This window comes from Nocardia sp., assembly GCF_025465275.1.
In the GTDB taxonomy this organism is placed as follows: domain Bacteria; phylum Actinomycetota; class Actinomycetes; order Mycobacteriales; family Mycobacteriaceae; genus Nocardia.
Genome location: NZ_JAODNK010000125.1, coordinates 13,006 through 31,798 on the forward strand (window position 1 = coordinate 13,006; position 18,793 = coordinate 31,798).

At 66.8% G+C, this 18,793-nt stretch carries 19 protein-coding genes and 1 pseudogene; 8 read left to right on the top strand and 12 right to left on the bottom strand.

Annotated elements, in window-relative coordinates:
- Positions 1-14: 14 nt before the first annotated feature.
- The 4 genes from JWN03_RS27200 to JWN03_RS27215 all read left to right on the top strand — a co-directional run bounded on the left by JWN03_RS27200 (position 15) and on the right by JWN03_RS27215 (position 5,049).
- Positions 15-803 carry an META domain-containing protein gene (locus JWN03_RS27200; RefSeq protein WP_297620973.1) on the top strand — a complete coding sequence of 263 codons (789 nt, stop codon included), beginning with the start codon at positions 15-17 and terminating at the stop codon, positions 801-803.
- Positions 804-862: 59 nt separating this feature from the next.
- Positions 863-1,417, top strand: a complete 555-nt coding sequence (locus tag JWN03_RS27205; protein ID WP_297620976.1) for a 3'-5' exonuclease — start codon at positions 863-865, stop codon at positions 1,415-1,417.
- Between the two features lie 152 nt (positions 1,418-1,569).
- Positions 1,570-3,816 (top strand): thiamine pyrophosphate-dependent enzyme, encoded by a 2,247-nt coding sequence (locus JWN03_RS27210; protein WP_297620979.1) that lies wholly within the window; start codon positions 1,570-1,572, stop codon positions 3,814-3,816.
- A gap of 267 nt (positions 3,817-4,083) precedes the next feature.
- Positions 4,084-5,049 (top strand): M56 family metallopeptidase, encoded by a 966-nt coding sequence (locus JWN03_RS27215; protein WP_297620982.1) that lies wholly within the window; start codon positions 4,084-4,086, stop codon positions 5,047-5,049.
- A gap of 199 nt (positions 5,050-5,248) precedes the next feature.
- Here the strand turns inward: JWN03_RS27215 and JWN03_RS27220 are convergent, their stop codons facing one another.
- The 5 genes from JWN03_RS27220 to JWN03_RS27240 all read right to left on the bottom strand — a co-directional run bounded on the left by JWN03_RS27220 (position 5,249) and on the right by JWN03_RS27240 (position 8,388).
- Positions 5,249-5,623: a BlaI/MecI/CopY family transcriptional regulator gene (locus JWN03_RS27220; protein ID WP_297620985.1), complete on the bottom strand. Its 375-nt coding sequence runs from the start codon at positions 5,621-5,623 to the stop codon at positions 5,249-5,251.
- 105 nt (positions 5,624-5,728) lie between these two features.
- Positions 5,729-6,094: an ACT domain-containing protein gene (locus tag JWN03_RS27225; protein WP_297620988.1), complete on the bottom strand. Its 366-nt coding sequence runs from the start codon at positions 6,092-6,094 to the stop codon at positions 5,729-5,731.
- A 31-nt stretch (positions 6,095-6,125) separates the two neighbouring features.
- Positions 6,126-6,782, bottom strand: coding sequence for a response regulator transcription factor (locus JWN03_RS27230; protein ID WP_297620991.1), 657 nt, complete (start codon positions 6,780-6,782; stop codon positions 6,126-6,128).
- The gene (locus tag JWN03_RS27235) at positions 6,749-7,894 is read right to left on the bottom strand and encodes a sensor histidine kinase (protein ID WP_297620994.1); all 1,146 of its coding nucleotides are present in this window, start codon (positions 7,892-7,894) and stop codon (positions 6,749-6,751) included. Before JWN03_RS27235 ends, JWN03_RS27230 begins: the two co-directional genes overlap by 34 nt.
- Positions 7,895-7,899: 5 nt before the next feature.
- On the bottom strand, positions 7,900-8,388 hold the full coding sequence (locus JWN03_RS27240) for a hypothetical protein (protein ID WP_297620997.1): 489 nt from the start codon (positions 8,386-8,388) through the stop codon (positions 7,900-7,902).
- Between the two features lie 134 nt (positions 8,389-8,522).
- Between JWN03_RS27240 and JWN03_RS27245 the strand changes: the two genes are divergently transcribed.
- Positions 8,523-9,350: a TIGR02452 family protein gene (locus JWN03_RS27245; RefSeq protein WP_297621000.1), complete on the top strand. Its 828-nt coding sequence runs from the start codon at positions 8,523-8,525 to the stop codon at positions 9,348-9,350.
- A gap of 15 nt (positions 9,351-9,365) precedes the next feature.
- Here JWN03_RS27245 and JWN03_RS27250 read toward each other — a convergent pair whose 3' ends face one another.
- Together JWN03_RS27250 and JWN03_RS27255 are read right to left on the bottom strand one after the other, a co-directional pair.
- Positions 9,366-11,264 carry a potassium transporter Kup gene (locus tag JWN03_RS27250; RefSeq protein ID WP_297621050.1) on the bottom strand — a complete coding sequence of 633 codons (1,899 nt, stop codon included), beginning with the start codon at positions 11,262-11,264 and terminating at the stop codon, positions 9,366-9,368.
- Positions 11,265-11,397: 133 nt separating this feature from the next.
- On the bottom strand, positions 11,398-13,734 hold the full coding sequence (locus JWN03_RS27255) for a galactose oxidase-like domain-containing protein (RefSeq protein WP_297621003.1): 2,337 nt from the start codon (positions 13,732-13,734) through the stop codon (positions 11,398-11,400).
- Between the two features lie 136 nt (positions 13,735-13,870).
- Between JWN03_RS27255 and JWN03_RS27260 the strand changes: the two genes are divergently transcribed.
- Both JWN03_RS27260 and JWN03_RS27265 read left to right on the top strand, forming a co-directional pair.
- Positions 13,871-14,248, top strand: coding sequence for a hypothetical protein (locus JWN03_RS27260; protein ID WP_297621006.1), 378 nt, complete (start codon positions 13,871-13,873; stop codon positions 14,246-14,248).
- Between the two features lie 170 nt (positions 14,249-14,418).
- Entirely contained in the window at positions 14,419-15,033 is a 615-nt protein-coding gene (locus JWN03_RS27265; RefSeq protein WP_297621009.1) for a methyltransferase family protein, read from the top strand.
- Between the two features lie 10 nt (positions 15,034-15,043).
- Here the strand turns inward: JWN03_RS27265 and JWN03_RS27270 are convergent, their stop codons facing one another.
- The 3 genes from JWN03_RS27270 to JWN03_RS27280 form a co-directional block, all read right to left on the bottom strand.
- Entirely contained in the window at positions 15,044-16,144 is a 1,101-nt protein-coding gene (locus JWN03_RS27270; RefSeq protein WP_297621011.1) for a DUF5685 family protein, read from the bottom strand.
- A 58-nt stretch (positions 16,145-16,202) separates the two neighbouring features.
- Positions 16,203-16,892, bottom strand: a complete 690-nt coding sequence (locus JWN03_RS27275; RefSeq protein ID WP_297621013.1) for a histidine phosphatase family protein — start codon at positions 16,890-16,892, stop codon at positions 16,203-16,205.
- A gap of 87 nt (positions 16,893-16,979) precedes the next feature.
- Positions 16,980-17,138, bottom strand: coding sequence for a hypothetical protein (locus JWN03_RS27280; RefSeq protein ID WP_297621015.1), 159 nt, complete (start codon positions 17,136-17,138; stop codon positions 16,980-16,982).
- 120 nt (positions 17,139-17,258) lie between these two features.
- Here JWN03_RS27280 and JWN03_RS27285 point away from each other — a divergent pair, with 120 nt between their 5' ends.
- On the top strand, positions 17,259-18,248 hold the full coding sequence (locus JWN03_RS27285) for a dimethylarginine dimethylaminohydrolase family protein (protein WP_297621017.1): 990 nt from the start codon (positions 17,259-17,261) through the stop codon (positions 18,246-18,248).
- Between the two features lie 27 nt (positions 18,249-18,275).
- Here JWN03_RS27285 and JWN03_RS27290 read toward each other — a convergent pair whose 3' ends face one another.
- On the bottom strand, positions 18,276-18,401 hold the full coding sequence (locus JWN03_RS27290; RefSeq protein ID WP_297621020.1) for a hypothetical protein: 126 nt from the start codon (positions 18,399-18,401) through the stop codon (positions 18,276-18,278).
- A gap of 150 nt (positions 18,402-18,551) precedes the next feature.
- Positions 18,552-18,770 (bottom strand): annotated as a pseudogene (locus JWN03_RS27295) (hypothetical protein); the annotation flags it as partial.
- Between the last annotated feature and the right edge of the window lie 23 nt (positions 18,771-18,793).

Here is an 18,793-nt window from a genome sequence, read left to right on the forward strand (position 1 = left end):
GTACGATCGGCTATATGTCAGCAACTCGCAGATGGTGTGGTGTGCTGCTCGCCGTGACGGTCGGGGCCGTCGCCGGGTGCTCGTCGCAGAAGTCGGAACCCACGCAGCAGCCCGATATCACGCCCATGGGCCGATCGTTCGTATCCACGCAGGTCAAGGGTACGGCGATTCCCGGCGGCGGTCCGCTCACGCTGAAATTCGCCGACGGCCGGGTCAGCGCCGCCGCGGGCTGTAATACCGCCACCGGGCCCGTCACCCTCGACGGCGATACGCTCGAGGTCGGCCAGATGGCGACCACGCTGATGGGCTGCCCCGGCGATACCGCCGGGGCGGACGGCTGGGTGGACGGCCTGCTGCACTCCGCCCCCAGCTGGAAACTCGCCGGACCGAACCTGACGCTCACCGGCAACGGCATCACCGTGACACTGCAGGACCGCAAGGTCGCCCAGCCCGATAAGCCGCTCACCGGGACCACATGGATTGTCACGGCGCTGCTGCACACCGATGCGGAGGTGCGGTCGCAAACCCTCGACGAGGTGCGCCCGGCGCTCACCATCGCCCCCGACGGCACCTTGACCGGCAGCGCCGGATGCAATCAGATGACCGGTCGCGCCGAAATCGCCGGCAGCGATGTCAGTTTCCACGTCGCCACCACCAGGATGCTCTGCGATCCCCAGGTCATGGATGTCGAGCGTGACGTGCTCGCCGTCCTCAACGGAAAGGCCACGGCCACCATCGATTCCGACACGTTGACGCTGCGCAATGCGAGCACCGGCACCGGTTTGACACTGCACACCGAATAGCGTTATCGCACGAAACTCATTGTCGCCGGGCGGTATCCGAGGGGGTACCGTCCGGCGCTATGCATACGCGATATCTGAATGTGGTGGACGTGGAGGCCACCTGCTGGCAGGGACCCAATCCACCCGGACAGCCGATGGAGATCATCGAGATCGGGCTGTGCGTGCTCGATACCGAAACACTGGAGCGGGTGAGCAAGCACAGCATTCTGGTGCGCCCGGATCGCTCCACCGTCAGCGAGTTCTGCACGCAGCTGACCACCCTCACGCCCGAACTGGTGGCGACCGGCATTTCCTTCGCCGAGGCCTGCGCCCTGCTGCGCGAGGAATTCCACGCCGATTCCCGAAGGTGGGCCAGCTGGGGCAACTACGACCGCCAGCAGTTCGAACGCCAGTGCGCCGCAACCGAAGTCCCGTACCCCTTCGGCAGCAAGCACACCAATGCCAAGGTGGCGTTCTCCGCGGCGCGCGGGACCGAGCATCGCTTCGGCATGGCCGGGGCCTTGAAAGCGGCGGAGCTTCCGCTCGAAGGCACCCACCACCGTGGCGGGGACGACGCCTGGAATATCGCCGCGCTCATCATCGACATGATGCGGCAGCGCGGTTGGCCGGAATAACCGGTACCGCTGCGCGACAATGGCAGATCGGCGCCCCACCTGATCGGCCGGCGCCGCGACCAGCCGAGGAATTCGAAGATCCGGAGGAGACGCCTATTTCACATCTACGCTGATAGCCCGGCGTACACGACATTTGGGACAAATGGGGAGAGGTGGGTCGTATCAACGAGCGGGAGGCAGAACTAGACCAGTGGTTCCGGGCGGAAGTTGCCGCCACGAGACCCGGAAAGTCCCGCTCACCACAGGACCCGCTCACTCCCGGCGGCACGTTGACCGGCGCCCGCTGCCTCGAACTCTTCGAGGATCAGGCGACAGCGCGGCACCTCGATCTGGCGGCCCGGCGGCTGACCAGAGAAGGGCAGGGCTACTACAGCATCGGATCGTCCGGCCACGAGGGCAATGTGGCGGTGGCCGCCGCACTGCGGACCACCGATCCGGCGCTGCTGCACTATCGGTCGGCGGCCTTCTTCGTCCATCGCGCCCGGCAGGTGCCCGGACTCGATCCGATCCGCGATGTACTGCTCGGCGTCGTCGCGGCCGTGGCAGACCCGATTTCCGGTGGGCGGCACAAGGTTTTCGGCAGTAAGCCCGCCCATGTGATCCCCCAGACCTCGACCATCGCCTCCCACCTGCCGCGTGCTGTGGGACTCGCCTTCGCGCTCGAGCGTGCCAGCCAGTTGCGGGTGGCCTGCCAATGGCCCGGAGATGCCGTGGTGGTGTGCAGCTTCGGCGATGCGTCCGCCAATCACTCCACCGCTACCGGGGCGATCAATACCGCCGTGCACACCACCCACCTGGGTGTGCCCATGCCGATTCTCTTCGTCTGCGAAGACAATGGAATCGGCATCAGCGTGCCGACACCGCGCACCTGGATCGAGCAGGCCTACGGCTCCCGGCCCGGGTTGCGCTACTTCGACACCGACGGCGCGGAATTGCTCGAGGCCCTGGAAACCGCACAGGCGGCGGCGGATTGGGTACGCACACAACGTAAACCGGCCTTCCTGCGCCTGCGGACGGTGCGACTGCTCGGGCATGCGGGCTCCGATGTCGAGGCGGCCTACCGCCGGCCCGCCGAGATGGCCACCGACCTGCGTAGCGATCCGGTGACCAGGACCGGGCGCATGCTCGTCGCGGCGGGCATCGCCACGCCCGGTGAAATCCTCAGGCGCTACAGCGATATCGGTGCACGGGTCGCCGCGATTGCCGAATCCGTGTGCGGTGAAGCGAAACTCACCTCGGCCGAAGCGGTCATGGCGCCGCTCGCGCCCTCCCGCCCGACCGTGGTGCGCACCGATGCGCTGCGCACCGCACCCGCACAGCCGGACCCGGCCCAAGCGTGGTCCGCGTGGACCGACGCCGTCGCCGCGCCGCCCGTGGACACCGGCGACCCGATGACGTTGGCGCAGGCCGTCAATCACACGCTCGGACAGCTCTTGGCCCGCGATACCGATGTGCTCGTCTTCGGCGAGGACGTCGGGCGCAAGGGCGGCGTCTACGGCGTCACCAAGGGACTGCAGCAGTCCTTCGGCATCCGCCGCGTCTTCGACACCCTGCTCGACGAACAGAGTGTGCTCGGCACCGCGCTCGGTGCGGCGCTGGCCGGGTTCGTGCCCATCCCGGAGATCCAGTACCTCGCCTATGTGCACAATGCCGAGGATCAGCTGCGCGGTGAGGCGGCCACCCTCTCGTTCTTCTCCAATGGCAGCTACCGCAATCCGATGGTGGTGCGGATCGCGGGCTATGCCTATCAGAAGGGTTTCGGCGGGCACTTCCACAATGACAATTCCATTGCGGCACTGCGGGATATCCCCGGATTGGTGATCGCGTCCCCGTCCCGCGCCGATGATGCGGCCGCCATGCTGCGCACCTGCGTCTCGGCGGCCCGGGTGGACGGCCGGGTGTGCGTCTTCCTCGAACCCATCGCGCTCTATCACACCCGCGATCTGTACCGCTCCGGCGACGGCGGCTGGCTCGCACCGGTTTCCGCGGTGCGACATGCCGAGATCGGGCTGGCGCGGGTGCACGGCATCGGCACCCACCTCACCATTGTGAGCTTCGCGAACGGCGTGCCGATGAGCCTGCGGGTGGCGCGCCGACTGAGCGAGCGCGGCGTGCACGCCCGCGTGCTGGACCTGCGCTGGCTGGCCCCGCTGCCCATCGAGGATCTGCTGGACAATGCGCGCGCCACCGGCCGGGTGCTCATCGTGGACGAAACCCGCCGCAGCGGAGGGGTTTCCGAAGGAATCTACGCGGCGCTGCTCGATGCCGGATTCGACGGCCACATCGCCCGGGTCACCAGCGCGGACAGTTTCATTCCACTCGGCCCGGCGGCGGGCACGGTGCTGCTGGACGAGGCGCGCATCGAAGCGGCGGCGGAAAAACTCCTCGCTTCGTCCTGAGGACGGATGGCAACGAGCGGAACAGGCCCGATGAGGGGTGGTCACCCATTCCGCTCGTCACCGGCGCCGGTCCGGTCGGCGCCCCTGTGCCGATGAGGGGGCGGCACAAGCTTTTATCTACTATCTCCGTACGTAGATAGTAATACCGGACCGGGGCGGGTCCGCGCAACACCACAAGAAGTAAGGCTCCCCTCAGGTTCCTTACGTACAGTCGGCCCGATCGAACGGGAGGAGCTTCATGCGGACGGGTAGCGGGCAGGTGCGGCGATGACCGTTGCCGCGTGTCTGTCGCTTTACGGATTCGCGGTCGCCGTGCTCGCGCCACGGCTCCTGCTCCGGGTGAGTCATGGCAGCGCGGCGCCGCATGTCGCACTCGCCGCCTGGCTGACCTCGATCGCCTCGACCGTGCTGGCCTGGGCGGTAGCGCTGGTGATTCTCATTCTCGACCTGGTGACGCACCAGGTGCGGACCGTGCCGCACCGATTCATGGACACCTGCCTCGTCCACCTGCACGACGCCGTCGTCGGGGATTACGGCTCGCCGATCCAGGCCGGACTCCTGTTGCTCGCCGGTTTCTCGGCGCTGGCCGCGACCACAGTGGCAATCCGGCTCGGCCGTTCGCTACTGCGCTCCCGGCGCACCACCCTCGAACACGGGCGCATGGCCCGCCTGGTGGGGCGGCACCACAGTGGGCTCGATGCCATCATCCTCGAGGTCGACGAGCCGGCGGCGTATTGCGTTGCGGGAAAACCACATACGGTGGTGGTCAGCCGCGGCGTGCTCGACGCACTCGGCGACGAGCATGTCGCCGCGGTGCTCAGCCACGAACGCGCCCATCTGACCGGACGCCACCACCTGCTGCTGGCGGTGACTCGCGGCCTGACGACGGTGATGCCCCGCATCGATCTGTTCGCCGTCGGAGCGATCGAGATCGCACGGCTGCTCGAAATGCTCGCCGATGACGCCGCCGCGCGAATCCACGGCCGCGCCACGGTCTTTCAGGCACTGCTGGCCCTCTCCGGCCTGACGACCGGCCCGGCCGGAGCGCTCAGGGCGGCCGAAGAAGGACTCGCCACCCGATTGCAACGCCTGTCCGAACCCAGCGCCCCGATCGTGCGCACGCGGGCCCGGCTGGCGCTGACGGCCGGGGCGGCGGCGGCCATCCTCGTTCCCCTGGCGTCGGTCGTGACGGCCGTCATCGCGATCACGATCTGCTCACCGCTCGAAAACTGAGCTCCGGATTTCGGCGCCGAATCGGTTCGCCCGCCTACGTTTTCGATACCCGCCGCTCACCTTGCGTCCACCTGATCGACATCACCCGGAAACAATCAACTATCTCCGTACGTACTTAGTTGGTACGCTGAAGAGCGAGTCCAGGTTTCAAGTGAATTCGGAGCACATTCGGAAGGGGCGGCACCGGTCGGTGAATCGACTAGCGAGTCTTACCCCGGGCCAGCTTGAGCAGCGCCGCGCGCAACCCCTCGGAATCTTCCGGGCTCATCTGCTGCACGAAGTGCGCGAGCACCAGATCGGAGCGGCCACCGCTGCCCAGGGCTTCGCTCATGAGCCGGGCGCTGTATTCCTCACGGCTCAGGGTCGCCCAGTAGTGGTAGGCCTTGCCGACCCGCTCGCGTTCGAGCCAGCCCTTGCGGTGCAGGTTGTCCATGGTGGACATGACGGTGGTGTAGGCGATTTCGCGCTCGGCGGCAAGACCGTCGAACACCTCGCGGACCGTCGTCTTCCCGGCGTGATCCCAAATCCGTTCGATCACGACCGCTTCCAGATCGCCGAATCCTCGCGAAGTCATTTCTGACGCCTCCTCACCGCACGGCACGGCCGCTCGCATACGTTCTACGTACGTAGACAGTAGTATGGTGCACCCGTGGTCCGGTCCGCGCAACCGGGCCGGGGTCTAATCGGCAATCCGATGCCCGGCCTCGCGCAGTACCGTGGTCGCCTCCTCCAGCCGATGGTCGGGCACCAGCACCAGATCGGCGTGATAGGTCGAGGCGACAAAAACCGGGATCGCGGACTCCGCCAGTGGGCCGACCACAGCGGCGAGCATGCCCGGCTGGTCCAGGCCGTGACTGTCGCCGTCACTGTAGAAACCCTTCCACCGCTCACCGTCCACCCACGCCGGGGCATCACGAAGTACGGTGAGCCCCTCCGGCGCCCGGACCAGCGCGATCCACTCGTCGTCCTCCGGAAAAGTGGAATTGGCCAGATGCTCGACCGCGAACTGCGACGGGACAATGCGCAAACGTTGACTGCGAGTCATCCGCACATCGTATGCCGGTGCGGCGACAGCATCAGCGGGCCAGACCGGCGCGATGCGCGTAGGCGATGGCCTGTCCGCGATCGCGGACACCGAGCTTGGCGAAGAGCGAATTGATGTGACTCTTCACCGTGCTGACACCGATGAACAACTCCTTGGCGATCTCGGTGTTGTTGCGGCCCTGGGACATCAGGCGCAATACCTCGAGTTCCCGATCGGTGAGATCCACGGCGGGTGTGGCCGGGGTGTCCAGCACGGCGACCAGGCGACGGCCGACATCGGCGGCCAGGGTGGTGTGCCCGCTGGCGACCGAGCGAATGGCGGCGGCGATCTCGGCGCGGCCCGCATCCTTGGTGAGATAGCCGCGGGCGCCGGCCCGTAGCGCACCGGCGATCGAGGCGTCGTCGGCGTAGGTGGTGAGCACCAATACCGCAGTGCCCGGATGTGAGGCCGTGATGGCGGCCGTGGCGGATGCTCCGTCCACACCGGGCATGCGCAGATCCATCAGCACCACACGGGGTTCCAGGCGGCGCACCAGTTCGACCGCCTCCGCGCCGTCGCGGGCCTCGCCCACCACCTCGATATCCGGCAGCAGCGACAGCACCGTGGTGAGTCCGTCGCGCACGGTGGTCTGATCATCGGCGACCACCACCGTGATCACCGGCGTGGCGCCCGGATTCGCACTGTCCATCGACCGTCCTCCTTGCCCGCCCGCACCGTGCCGCCGACCGCGGCAATCCGTTCACCCATACCCAGCAGTCCGGCTCCCGATCCGGAGTGCCGCAGCGAACCCCCGTGTGCGGAAAGCGGATTCGAGACCACGAGTTCCACCTCGGTGGCGCTGCCGTGCAGGGTGAGCGTAACCGGCTGTCCGGGAGCGTGTTTGCGGGCATTGGTCAGCGCCTCCTGCACCACCCGGGAGATCGCCATCTCGACCTGTTCGCTCGCTCGGCCCGTGGCCGCATCCACCGCGAGCTCGACTTCGCCACCGGCCGCACGATGTTCCCCGGCCAGGCGCGGCAATTCGGTGGTGAGATCGAATCCCTCCGACCGCAGGGCGCCGACCACCCGGCGAGCGTCGGCCAATCCGGAGACCGCCAGCGTGTGCGAGGCCTTCACCCGTTCGGCTGCCTGCTCCACCGCACCGGCTTCGAGCAGGGCGTCGGCGGCATCGAGCTGCATGACCAGCCCGCCGAGGGTGTGCGCGAGTACGTCGTGGATATCGCGGGCGATGCGACCGCGTTCGGCCATGGCGGCCGCGCGATCACGTTCGGCGCGAATCACCCGGTTCTGCTCGACCAGTAATCGATTCTGCTCGGCGGCAATGCGCGTCTGCCGGCGGGCCCAGCCCATCAGTGCCAGGATCACCACCCCGGTCAGCAGGCCCAGCAGCGAACGCGGCCGCTCGCCCGCCACCACAAGACTCGAAACGAACATGAGGACCACGGTCAGCGCGGCCAAGCCGTAACCGAACCAGGCCGGCTTACTCAGCAGGGCGGTCGCCCCCAGCACCGTCGCCAGCGCCGTGATCATCGAGCCGTTCGACTGCGCAGCTGTCGCGCCGCCTCCGATAGCCATGGCGCACAACGAGATTCGCTCGATATTCAATGCCCCATTCGAGGCGTCGGCGGGGGTCGTCACCCATCCCGCCCAGCCGATCCACGACAGCACGATGAGCACCGACACCCACAGCGGGTGCCACGACACCGCATCGACGGACCCCAGCACCACGGCAATGAGCCCGACCAGGCGGAACAGCCTGGTCAGGCCCGTGGTGGCTCCGGTGGACGTTGCGACGATCATCGATGTCAGTCTGCCGCAACCATCCGCGAGAGTCCGGCACGACGGGCCAGGACCACGCCGCGACCGGCACGATTGAGCGCCAGCATGAGAAGAATGGCGCCGACCGAGGCGACCACCCCCGCGCCGACCGACCGCGCGCACACCTCGACCCCGATACGCACCGCCAGCAGGACCAACCACAGCAGCGAGCCGAGCCATCCGGTGCGCGCCTGCCATTTACCGTCCATCCAGCGCACCTGCGATACCGAGCCCATGGCCAGGCCGACGCCCAGGCTCAGGACTGCGGACAGCACCAGCAGCCCGACTGCCGCACCGCCGAGGGTATTGCTCGCGAGCACCGTCTTCATCTGGAGCACGCCCACCACGCCGAGAATGATCGGCCCGCGCCACATCCGCATCGGATCCAGCACCTGCCACTGGGTCTGCCGGTACACGATCCAGCCGACCACCAGCACCACGACGACGCCTTCGACTACCGCGTTCTGCAAGTTCATGCCTTCAACATTCGGCGATGCGGGGGCCTGGCCCCACCACCCGCGGGTGGAACCCGGGTGGATCCTCGGCCGATTTAGTAGAGGTGACCAAAATTCGGATGCTCGAATGCGGCGCAGTCCGTACGGTCACTGGAATGAGTAGTAGTCCCAAATACATTGCCGTGCAGAACGAGGAGATCGCCGAACGCGGCAGCTACCGGACCGACACCGGAATCGAGGTCGAGATCGGGGCAGCGCTGGCGGAGGCGCGAGCCGGAACGGTCTCCTACGCTCCCGGCGGCACCGTCATCGGTGCGGCGCACGGTCCTTTCGGCGGCACGCCGGAGGTGACCGCCGAGGGCAGTATCGAAGCGGCGCGGCGGCTGAGCGAGGGCGGCGGAACATCCATCGGCGTGCTCAATTTCGCGTCGGCGCGCAATCCCGGCGGCGGGTACCTGGGCGGTGCGCGAGCGCAGGAGGAGGATCTGTGCCGCAGCGCGCTGCTGTATCGCTGCCTGCTCGAGGCGCCTGATTACTATGCGGCGCACCGGGCTTCGAACGATCTGCACTACAGCCACCGGGTCATCTTCTCCCCCGCCGTGCCCGTCATTCGCGATCGCCGCGGCGCACTCCGGGCCGATCCGTATCCGGTCGCGTTCCTGACCTCACCCGCTCCCAATGCCGGTCAGCTGGCATTGCGTGCGCAGCAACCGATTTCGGTGCGCGAGGTGCTGAACGAGCGGGCCGAGCGTGTGCTGGCCATAGCCGCTCGGCACGGGGTCCGCGAGCTGGTGCTCGGGGCCTGGGGCTGCGGAGTCTTCCGCAATGACCCCGCGGACGTCGCCGCAGCGTTCGACCAGGCGCTGCGCATCCACGGGGCCGCCTTCGACCGGGTGGTCTTCGCGGTCTGGGACCGCGCTGCCGTCTCAGCGAACCGATCGGCCTTCGAAGACCGATTCGGCGTGCGCAATCCCGTCGCGTAGCCCACTCCCGTTGCCTTACACCTCGATTCGTGACCCGATGAGTACCGTACGCTCGCCGGGCAAGCCGAAGTATTCATCGGCGGCCGCGGTGATGTGCGACGTCGCGATGAACAGGCTCTTGCGCCAGGCCGCCATGGTCGGCGCGTCGCCCTTCTTCAGTTCGATCTTGGACAGGAAGTAGGAGGCGTCGTCGACGGATATCGGGCCCTCGGTCTTCGCCGGATCGAGCGTGCGCAGCGTGCCAGGGATATTCGGCTTCTCCATATACCCGAAAGACGCTGTCACGTGGATGATTCCGTCATCGGCGTAGACCAGCTCGTCGATCTCGGTGCGCTCGGAATCGGGAATTCGCGGCACCGGCAGCGTCACGATGGACACGATCACCACGTGGTCCGCCAGCACGCGATTGTGTTCCACGATGGCTCGCATCGCCAGGGGCGCGGTCTCATTGCTGCGGCTGAGGAATACCGCGGTACCCGGGATCCGAATGACCGGCAATCGTTTCTCGTGCAGCGCATCGATGAACTCGGGCAGCGGGCCTTCCTTCTCCTCCCTTGCGCGAGTGACGATTTCGCGCCCGCGCCGCCAGGTCGTCATGGCGGTGAAGGTGGAGATGCCGATCAGCAGCGGCAGCCAGGCGCCGTGCACCAGCTTGGTCAGATTGGCCGCCAGGAACAGCAGATCGATCACCAGCAGCGGAACCGCGCCCAGTATTACCAGCCACAGCGGGGTGCCCCACCGGGTCCGGGCGATATAGAAGAACAGCAGCGTGGTGATGGTGATCGTCGCGGTCACCGCCATACCGAACGCGAACGCGAGCGCCGCCGAGCTGCGGAAGGCGAATACCAGGGTGATGACCGAGACCATCAGCACCCAGTTGATCCACGGCACATAGATCTGCCCGATGGTCGACTCCGAGGTGTGCTCCACGCGCAATCGCGGCAGATAACCGAGGTGGGCCGCCTGTGCCGCAACCGAATACGCGCCGGTGATCACCGCTTGTGACGCGATCACCGTGGCGGCCGTCGCGAGCAGCACCATCGGCAGCCGCGCCCAGCCGGGGGCGAGCAGGAAGAACGGGCTGTTCACCGCGGACTGATCACCGAGCAGCAGGGCGCCCTGCCCGAGATAGCTCAGGGTGCACGCCGGCAGCACCAGACCGAGCCAGCCACGCGTGATCGCGCGGCGGCCGAAATGGCCCATATCGGCATACAGCGCCTCCGCGCCGGTGACCGACAGGACCACCGCCGCCAGGGCGAAGAAGGCAATGCCGAAGTGCCCGAACATGAATCCGAGCGCATAGGTCGGCGACAGCGCCTTCAGGATCTGCGGATGGTCGACGATCCCGCCCACGCCGCAGGCTCCGATCACCAGGAACCAGGCGATCATCACCGGCCCGAAGAGTCGGCCCACGGCCGCGGTGCCGAGTCGCTGCACCAGGAACAGCACCAGAATGATCACCACGGTGGCTGGCACCACGAAATCGGCCAGCCCCGGCCGGACGACCTTCATACCTTCCACCGCGGACAGCACGGAGATGGCAGGGGTGATCATGCTGTCGCCGAAGAACAGTGCGGCGCCGAAGATTCCGAGCCCGGCCAGCAGTACGGCGGTCCGGCCGCTGCCCCCGCCCGTGCGCCGCAGCAGCGTGATCAGCGCCATGATGCCGCCCTCGCCGTCATTGTCGGCGTGCATCACCAGCGTGACGTAGGTCAGGGTGACAATCGCCATCACCGACCAGAAGATCAGTGAGACAACGCCGTAGACATTCGCGGAATCGAGCGGTATCGGGTGCGGATCGTCGGGATTGAATACCGTCTGAATGGTGTAGATCGGACTGGTACCGATATCGCCGAAGACGACGCCGAGCGCGCCGACGACGACCGCGGTCCGGACCGGCATCCGCCCGACCATCAGATGGGTCGATGGAACGACCCGGGGCTCCGTGGTGTTCATGCACACTCCTCCGTCTGCGGCCCCGAACCTATCGCGTCGCTACCCGTCATGCCCGGTAGCGACGCGGCACAGGCCGCGCCGGAGCGAGTGTTCAGGCGGTCAGGCGCACCCAGCGTCCCAGCGACGGTATGCCGTTCATATCCACGACAACTACGAGATACCAGCCGGGCGGTGCGAGGCCCGGACCGGACGGCATGGTCAGGCTCAGCGTGCCGGGCGCGGTGACCGTGAACGGCAGATCGATCAGCCGCTGATTGTTGTCGCAGGAGTGCGTGCACGAGCTGGGATGCATGAGGCTCGCCTCGCGCGGTGTCCCGTCCGTGGTCGCGGTGAGCGTGCCGCCGTAGCCGACGGTCCCGGCTGCCAGCTCCAGTTCGGGGCGACGGCCGCGGAAAAGATAGGGCGGCCAGAACATTTCGATGCGCAGCTCCTCGGTCTTGCGCAGCGGGTTCGAGCCTGCGGTCAGGACCTTGCCGTCGGGCATGAGCATCGCCACCGAGTGGTACAGCCGGGCGACACGTTCCGGCGCGGTGGGTATCCACGCGGTCGCACCGGCGTCGAGGATCTCGGCGTGCGGCGGGACCATATCGGCCATCTCCTCCATGGCCGAACCACCGGCCACCAGCACGGTGCGGTCGGGCAGCAACACCGCGCTCAGATGCATACGGGCGAATTCCATGGAGGGTCCGGGCTTGTAGACGGGCGTCGCGGCGGTCAGGTCCACGATCTGGGTGTCCGCCGACGCGGTGCCGGGACCGTGCGGATCGACGGTCCCGCCCCCGAGAAGCATGACCCGCTGGGCCTGTGCGGGCGGGAGCAGCACACTGGTCGACTGACTGCGCGACTCCGGATCGACCATGCCGGCGACCTGGGTCAGGGCGCCCGTCTCGGGGTTCCAGATAGACGGGTGCATACCGTTGTTGACGCCGAACTGACCGCCGGTGTAGAGGATTCGCCCGTCCGCGAGCAGGATCAGATGGGCGTAGGTCGGAATCGGCCCGGGGATCGGCAACTGCGACCAGGTCAGGGTGGCGGGATCGAACAATTCCGGTGTCTCCGAAAGGTATCCGTCCGTGCCCAGCCCGGACACCGCCACCACGGCACCGGTCGGCAGTGCCGCCAGGGTCGGGTACCAGCGGCCGAAAATCATGTCCGGCTGGGCATTCCAGGTGAGTGTGGCCGGATCGAAGAGCAGCGAATCACGCAGGCCGTAGAAGGGGTCGTACTGCGCGGTACCACCGGCCGCGAGCAGGCGGCCGTCCGGCAGGAACGCCTGACCCGAGCAGAACATATCGATGGGCGTCGCCGGTGCGTCGAGCCCCGCATTCGGGTAATGCCATACGCGAGTGCGGAAGTCGTGCGCGTTCTCTCGATCCGGGTCGTTGCCCGAACCCGCGAAGAACAGCACATCGCCGGTGTGCAGCAGGGCGGCATGCACCGGATTGATCTCGGTGCCGAAATCGAGAATCCGCCAGACGCCTGCGGTCGGGGCCTGTGCCAGATCGGTTTCCAGGTCCAGCACTCGCAGATACCCGGCATTGCCGCCGTCCGGATGGTCGATGGTGCAGACGACCAGCTGCGGGACCGCTCCGGCGCTGGGCAGCAAAGCTATTGCCGCGCCCTGGTTCTGGAAGAAGCGCCAGTCCGGAACGTGTGACCAGCTGCTCCACCCGTCCACACAGTGCCCGGTGCCGTCCAGACCCCAGCCGACGGTGTAGACCCCGCCATTGCCATTGTCGGGATGGTCGACCGCGAAGACGATCAGCTCCGGGCGGCCGTCACCATCGAGATCGGCGACGGTCATGCCCGCGCCCTGGTTCTCCCACCCCCACCAATCCGGAATCTCCACCCACGGTGTCCATTCCGCGACGGTGGCGTCGGCGGTGAGACCCTTGGCCAGGCGGAATTGGCCGGAGTTCTGCCCGGGCGGATTGTCGACCGTCATCATGACCATGACGTGCTGCCCGTCGATCCGGGTGAGGCAGATATCGGCGCCCTGGTTCTCCCAGCCGTACCAGTCCGGAACCTGTTGCCACGGCGTCCAACCGCCGGTGACCGTGCCATCGGCGGCGAGACTGCGCCCGACGCGGTAGTAGCCCTGATTCTGGCCGACAGGATTGTCGACCACGAACACCACCAGATCGAGGCGACCGTCGCCGTCCAGATCGGCGAGGGCGATGCCTGCGCCCTGGTTCTCCCAGCCCCACCAGTCGGGCACCGAAAGCCAAGGGCCCCAGGCGGAGGCCGTGCCATCGTCGTTCAGTCCGGTGCCGACCCGATAGTTGCCCGTGTTCTGGCCTGCCGGATCGTCCACCATCAGCACGACGATGTCTGATATTCCGTTACCGCTCAGATCGGCGACGGCGATCCCACAGTCCTGATTCTGTTGCGAAAACCAGTCCGGAATGGCCACGAATTCCCCTGTCACACCGGCAATCATGGCCCTCCGGACCGGTATCCGCCCGGCGATGTCCGGTTTTTCGTACCGAATCGCTTCGGCGGGGCCTCCTACCCGCTACCCTGCGAAACACTTTCATTTCACATATTCGACGGGACCGGTATTCATGCGTAAGACCCTGTGGCTCAATGGTGTAGCGCTCACCGCTGTCGCCCTGCTGAGCGCGGCGGGACCCGCCTCCGCTACCGCCGCCAGCAGTATGGGCTCCGATTCGACCTTCAAGGTCGGCATCGATATTCAGCCCGGTGTCTACACCACCACGACCGCTGCCAGCATCTGCGCCTGGGCTCGATTGTCGGCGATTACCGACGACCTCAGCGCCGTCCTGCAGAGCGGCGGCGCGATCAATGGATACGTCAAGGTCGAGATCAAACCCGGCGATATCGCCTTCTACACCGCCGGCTGCGGCACCTGGACGCTGACAACCACCACTACCGTCGGCACCGGCTCCCTCGGCACCGGCTCCAGCACCATGTCCTCCTAGGCCCTATAAGTTCACCAGGAACTGGTGGCGGCATCGTGCGAGTGGTCACCGCCACCAGTTCCTTGTCGACGCTTCGCGCTGGGGTCTGAGGCCAGGAATCCACCCTCGGGTGGAGGCGGATTGCGCCTGGGGTGGTGGTCCGGGCGACAGGTCGGCGGCATGCTGAGGGCATGGGCGTTAGTGATTTCCTGCAGGCAGCCGCGGGCTGGAGTTTTTCGATCGTGGGACTGGTGTGGGTCGGTACCGCCGTGTGGTTCGCGGCGGTACGGCAAACGACGCTGTGGGGGAAGATCTGGCATTTCCTGCGCACACTGCTGCCCGAACCCTGGATGATTCTCGGTCTCGCGGTGCTGGTCGTAGTGCTGGATCTGCTCCCGCACACCATGTGGGACTCGGTCACCTGGAAATCGACGCCGCTGACCGATGTGGGCTCGGTACTGGTGATCGCCGGTGCGGCCCTGATGGTGTGGGCGCGACTCGCGCTCGGCACCATGTGGGCGGGGCGGCCGATGATCCAGCAGGATCACGAGCTGCGCACCGGCGGGCCGTATCGGCTTGTGCGCCATCCGATCTACACCGGAATTCTCGGTGCGATCGCCGGTCTCACGCTGGTCGCCGGATTCGGCTCCGAGACGGTGATTCTGGTATTCGTCATCGCGTGGCTGGGGTGGCGGGTGCACGTCGAGGACCGGATGCTCATCGCCACCTTCGGCGATCAGTATCGGGATTACCAGAAGCAGGTGGGCGCGTTGATTCCGCTCCCCCGCACCCTGATTCGCGCGTGACGGTCTCCGCTCAGCAGTCGCAGCAGCTGTCGTCACAGCCGCAGCAACAGCAGTCGTCAGTGCAGTTGCAGCATTCACAGCAGGCCACGCCCTCGCAGAACGGGACGCAGAAGCCGCGGCGGCGCTGGGGCGGGTAATAACCCTGCGGAGGGTAGCCAGGGGGCGGGTAGTAGCCCTGCGGTGGTGGGTAGCCGCCGGGATTGCGGCGGCGCCAGCGACTTTCGACTATGGACGGCGCGCCGTGGCCGCTGCAGCCCGACTCCGCACCGAAGGTCCGGTGGACCGAGCGGCGCAGCTCATGGGTCAGCAAACGGTGGATCAGTCGTCCGTCGGCGAATTCCGCTTCCGCCAGCGCCAATTCGATGCCGAGCAGGGCATCGGAGCACAGGCGGTGCGCCTCGGAGACATCGGTTCCCGTGGCGGCCAGCGGATTCCACTTACCGTGGTCGAGATCGTCGCTCAGATCCTCCACCGCATCCACGAGATGCGCTATACGGCCGAACATCCGGCCGACCTCGGCGAGCGGCTCCGCATTGGACGAGCGGCCCGCCAGCACCGCGGTGTGCCCGAAGGCCGCGGCGGTCGCGGTCTCGGTCGGTTCGGTGACTTCGAGCAGAGAGGTACCCGGACCAGCTGCAGCCTCTATTGCCGTCTGCCGGTCCACGGCGGTCAGCAGCACTGCCGTGTCGAAACCCAGACCCGCACCGGAGGATTCACCCTGCCGAGCCCACCGCTGCGCGATGCGACGGGCTGCGGGTCGCATACCGGCTGCTCCTGCGACGCCGTCGTGATCGTCCGCGTGATCGCGCACCTTGGCGGCGGCGAGCACCAGGGAGACCGTCGCCGCCAGCCGCACACAATCGCCGGTCGCCACATCGGCGCGCCGCATGCCCCGCAGCGGACAGGGACCGGCCGCCCGGCGTATGGGCGGACTCGGCGATTGCGCCTCCACCAGTGCGGAGACGATCAAGCCGTCGTAATTTGTTGCTATTCGGGCACTCTGCCCGTGATCGTCGCGCAGCGCGAGACACAGTCCGCACAGCTGCGCCAGCCAAGCCCGTCCGAGTTCCTCACCCAGCCGGTGACGGCAGGGCCGAATAATGCCGAACATAGCAATAACGGTAAGCCTTTTGCGGGCGCTCGACCGATGGAATGGCCAGCAGTGTGAGTCAGCCGAACGGCGTCGGCGCGTCGCCGGACAGGAGCAATTGCGGGACCTGGGTGAAGGCCCACCCATTGCCGGCGCGAGTGAAGACGTACACCATGTCGAAGCGCGAACCGGGCCAGGCGGCAGGGGGATTCGGGCTGATCGGCCCCAGGTGCGCGATGATCTCGCCGATATTCTGATGCTCCCAGGCGATCAGGACCGGTCCGGTCGCGTGTGCGAGTCCGGTGGCCAGCTGTGCCTCCTGGCCCTTCTTGAAGCGCTGATCCACCGTCAGACCGAGCGCCTCCGCCAGTGGAGTCACCGTCTCGACCGGCCGCTTGCTGCCACTGGACCCCGGGTCCGAGCCGAATAGTGTTGCGGGCCTGGACAATCCCGCACGGATCGGAGCGGGCTTGGCATCGGCGGTGCGTGGATCGAACAGGCCGATCAGCGCGCCCGCCCGGGTCCAGCCGCGTACAGTCAGCGATTCCTCGTCGTGGTCACCATCGGCGGTGATTCCGTAGGGACTCCCGGAGCCGTCCGGCTTCTCGCCGTGCCGAATGATCATGACGATATCCGCGCCGGGACCGGTCAATGGTGCGGGCGTTGTCGGCGCAACCGCCTTGGGATGCTTATCCTTTCCGCCGCACGCGTCGAGCACCGGAACCAGCCCGCCCAGCGCCCCGGCCGCCAGCATCGATCGACGATTCATCCGTGGTCCCATCGACATCCCTTCCCGAGCACCGTCCACTTGGTCCCGAGTCTGGCAAACGACCCTGAGAAAGTGCTGCAGGCAGCACTACTGCGTGGTCAGGGTTTGCTCCGACCACGGCGAGCAGGTCGAGGAGCCCAGGAAGTGGGTGTGTACGTCATTGTCCGCGTGCGCTTGCGCCGGGAGCATGGCGAGCGTCGCACCGGCGATCAGGAAGATGGATCTGACCAGGTATTTATCGGGCATACGGTGATGATCCGCAGGGGAGCTAGCCAGGCACTAACGGCGCACTGACGGCCCTGTGGCAGCAGCCGGGGTCGGCGTGTCTATCCGACCCCCTCCGGCAGTGTGGTTAACGTTGCGCCAATGGTGTCCGACGGTGGATTGGTCCGGGTGGATAGCGAATTCGCGACCTTGCGGACGGTGGTCGTGGCGCAGTCGCAGGTGCGGGCGCCGGACGAGGTGGCGGCCATCGGGCATCCGCCGCCGGTGTCCGAGAGCGCGCGGGGCGAGATCCTGTCCATTGCCGGGAAGGATTTCGGGGAGGTGTTTCCCCGGGAACAGGCGGCGTGGGAGGCGGAGCGGGAGAATCTCGCTGCGGTGCTGCGTAGGTACGGGGTCGAGGTATTGCGGCCGCGGCTGCTGACGGACGCGGAGAAGGCGGCCGGTGGCAGCACCGGGTACGCGAATTTCTTTGTGCGCGACCCGTGGTTCACTGTCGGCGATCATGTCATCGAAGGCGTGCTGCAGTTTCCGCATCGACGGCACGAGGTCTTGACCAGCCGGGAGCTGCTGATGGAGCGGGTAATGCCCAGTGCGGCGGCGTATGTGGCGCTGCCCTCCCCTGCGATACTCGAGGCCGGCGGCGAGAAGAACGGTGCCGGGCCCTTTTTGGAGGGTGGGGATGTGCTGGTGCTGGGCAAACACGTGTTCGTGGGTGAATCCGGTATGGCCACCAATACCGCCGGGCGCGAGTGGCTCGCCAAATACCTTCGGCCCCATGGTTTCAAGGTGACGGTTGTTTCGATGCCACCGCACGTCCTGCATCTGGACTGCGCACTCGGGCTGGTTCGTGAAGGACTGATCATCACGTGCCCGGACCGCCTGCCCGCGGGTCTGCCTGAGCCGCTGCAGGATTGGGAACATATCGAGGTCACCGAGGACGAGGCCGCCGCTATGGCGACCAACGGCCTGCCCATCGACTCCTCCACCTACATCATCGATCCCGAGTTCGAGCGGGTCGGCAGTGCGTTGCAGGCACGTGGAATCACCGTCGAATACCTCGATTTCGCGGTATCCCGCAGTTTCGGCGGTGCGTTCCGCTGCTCCACCCAACCGCTGAATCGCACGAACTGAGCTGTCGGCCGCAGTTCGTGCGAATGGTCAGAGGTGCGCTGGCTGGGGAATCAGTGCGGCTGCGAGCAGCCCCAGCAGCACGAAGGCCGCAGCCAGGTAGCCGCCACCGCCCCCAGCACTGATCACGCTACGGCGGCCAAGCGAGGCAGCCACTCCCGGCATTGATTCCTGCCCCGCGCGCAAAGACGTACGTCTTTGCCCGCGCTGCCACAGCGAGTGTCGATTCACGACCGCTGGTCAGGGACTACGAGGCGTCTGTTCCCCTCCGAGCCGCGCGGTCAATTCCCGCACCTGAGCAACCGCCCGATCTCGCTCCGCGACCACAGACTGCAATGCAGCTTGCACATCGCGCAACTGCTCCGCCAAGCTCTTCACCTGCGCAGCCACAGCATCGCGATCCGCCGCCACAACCCGCAATTCCGCATCGAATCGATCGAAGTAGTTCAAAACCTCGTCCCGGTCATACCCCTTGCGCACGATCGTAAATGGCAACGGGACAAACCGATTCCGGTCACTGGACATAGATTCGAAAGTACGCCGCCCAA

Bases quoted from the DNA above. Each gene is read 5' to 3' on its own strand.
- JWN03_RS27285 (WP_297621017.1), top strand. From the start codon at position 17,259: ATGGTGTCCGACGGTGGATTGGTCCGGGTGGATAGCGAATTCGCGACC.
- JWN03_RS27220 (WP_297620985.1), bottom strand. From the start codon at position 5,623: ATGACTTCGCGAGGATTCGGCGATCTGGAAGCGGTCGTGATCGAACGG.
- JWN03_RS27250 (WP_297621050.1), bottom strand. From the start codon at position 11,264: ATGGTCGGGCGGATGCCGGTCCGGACCGCGGTCGTCGTCGGCGCGCTC.
- JWN03_RS27280 (WP_297621015.1), bottom strand. From the start codon at position 17,138: ATGCCCGATAAATACCTGGTCAGATCCATCTTCCTGATCGCCGGTGCG.
- JWN03_RS27245 (WP_297621000.1), top strand. From the start codon at position 8,523: ATGAGTAGTAGTCCCAAATACATTGCCGTGCAGAACGAGGAGATCGCC.
- JWN03_RS27225 (WP_297620988.1), bottom strand. From the start codon at position 6,094: ATGACTCGCAGTCAACGTTTGCGCATTGTCCCGTCGCAGTTCGCGGTC.
- JWN03_RS27260 (WP_297621006.1), top strand. From the start codon at position 13,871: ATGCGTAAGACCCTGTGGCTCAATGGTGTAGCGCTCACCGCTGTCGCC.
- JWN03_RS27200 (WP_297620973.1), top strand. From the start codon at position 15: ATGTCAGCAACTCGCAGATGGTGTGGTGTGCTGCTCGCCGTGACGGTC.
- JWN03_RS27240 (WP_297620997.1), bottom strand. From the start codon at position 8,388: ATGAACTTGCAGAACGCGGTAGTCGAAGGCGTCGTCGTGGTGCTGGTG.
- JWN03_RS27270 (WP_297621011.1), bottom strand. From the start codon at position 16,144: ATGTTCGGCATTATTCGGCCCTGCCGTCACCGGCTGGGTGAGGAACTC.
- JWN03_RS27265 (WP_297621009.1), top strand. From the start codon at position 14,419: ATGGGCGTTAGTGATTTCCTGCAGGCAGCCGCGGGCTGGAGTTTTTCG.
- JWN03_RS27230 (WP_297620991.1), bottom strand. From the start codon at position 6,782: ATGGACAGTGCGAATCCGGGCGCCACGCCGGTGATCACGGTGGTGGTC.
- JWN03_RS27235 (WP_297620994.1), bottom strand. From the start codon at position 7,894: ATGATCGTCGCAACGTCCACCGGAGCCACCACGGGCCTGACCAGGCTG.
- JWN03_RS27215 (WP_297620982.1), top strand. From the start codon at position 4,084: ATGACCGTTGCCGCGTGTCTGTCGCTTTACGGATTCGCGGTCGCCGTG.
- JWN03_RS27275 (WP_297621013.1), bottom strand. From the start codon at position 16,892: ATGAATCGTCGATCGATGCTGGCGGCCGGGGCGCTGGGCGGGCTGGTT.
- JWN03_RS27205 (WP_297620976.1), top strand. From the start codon at position 863: ATGCATACGCGATATCTGAATGTGGTGGACGTGGAGGCCACCTGCTGG.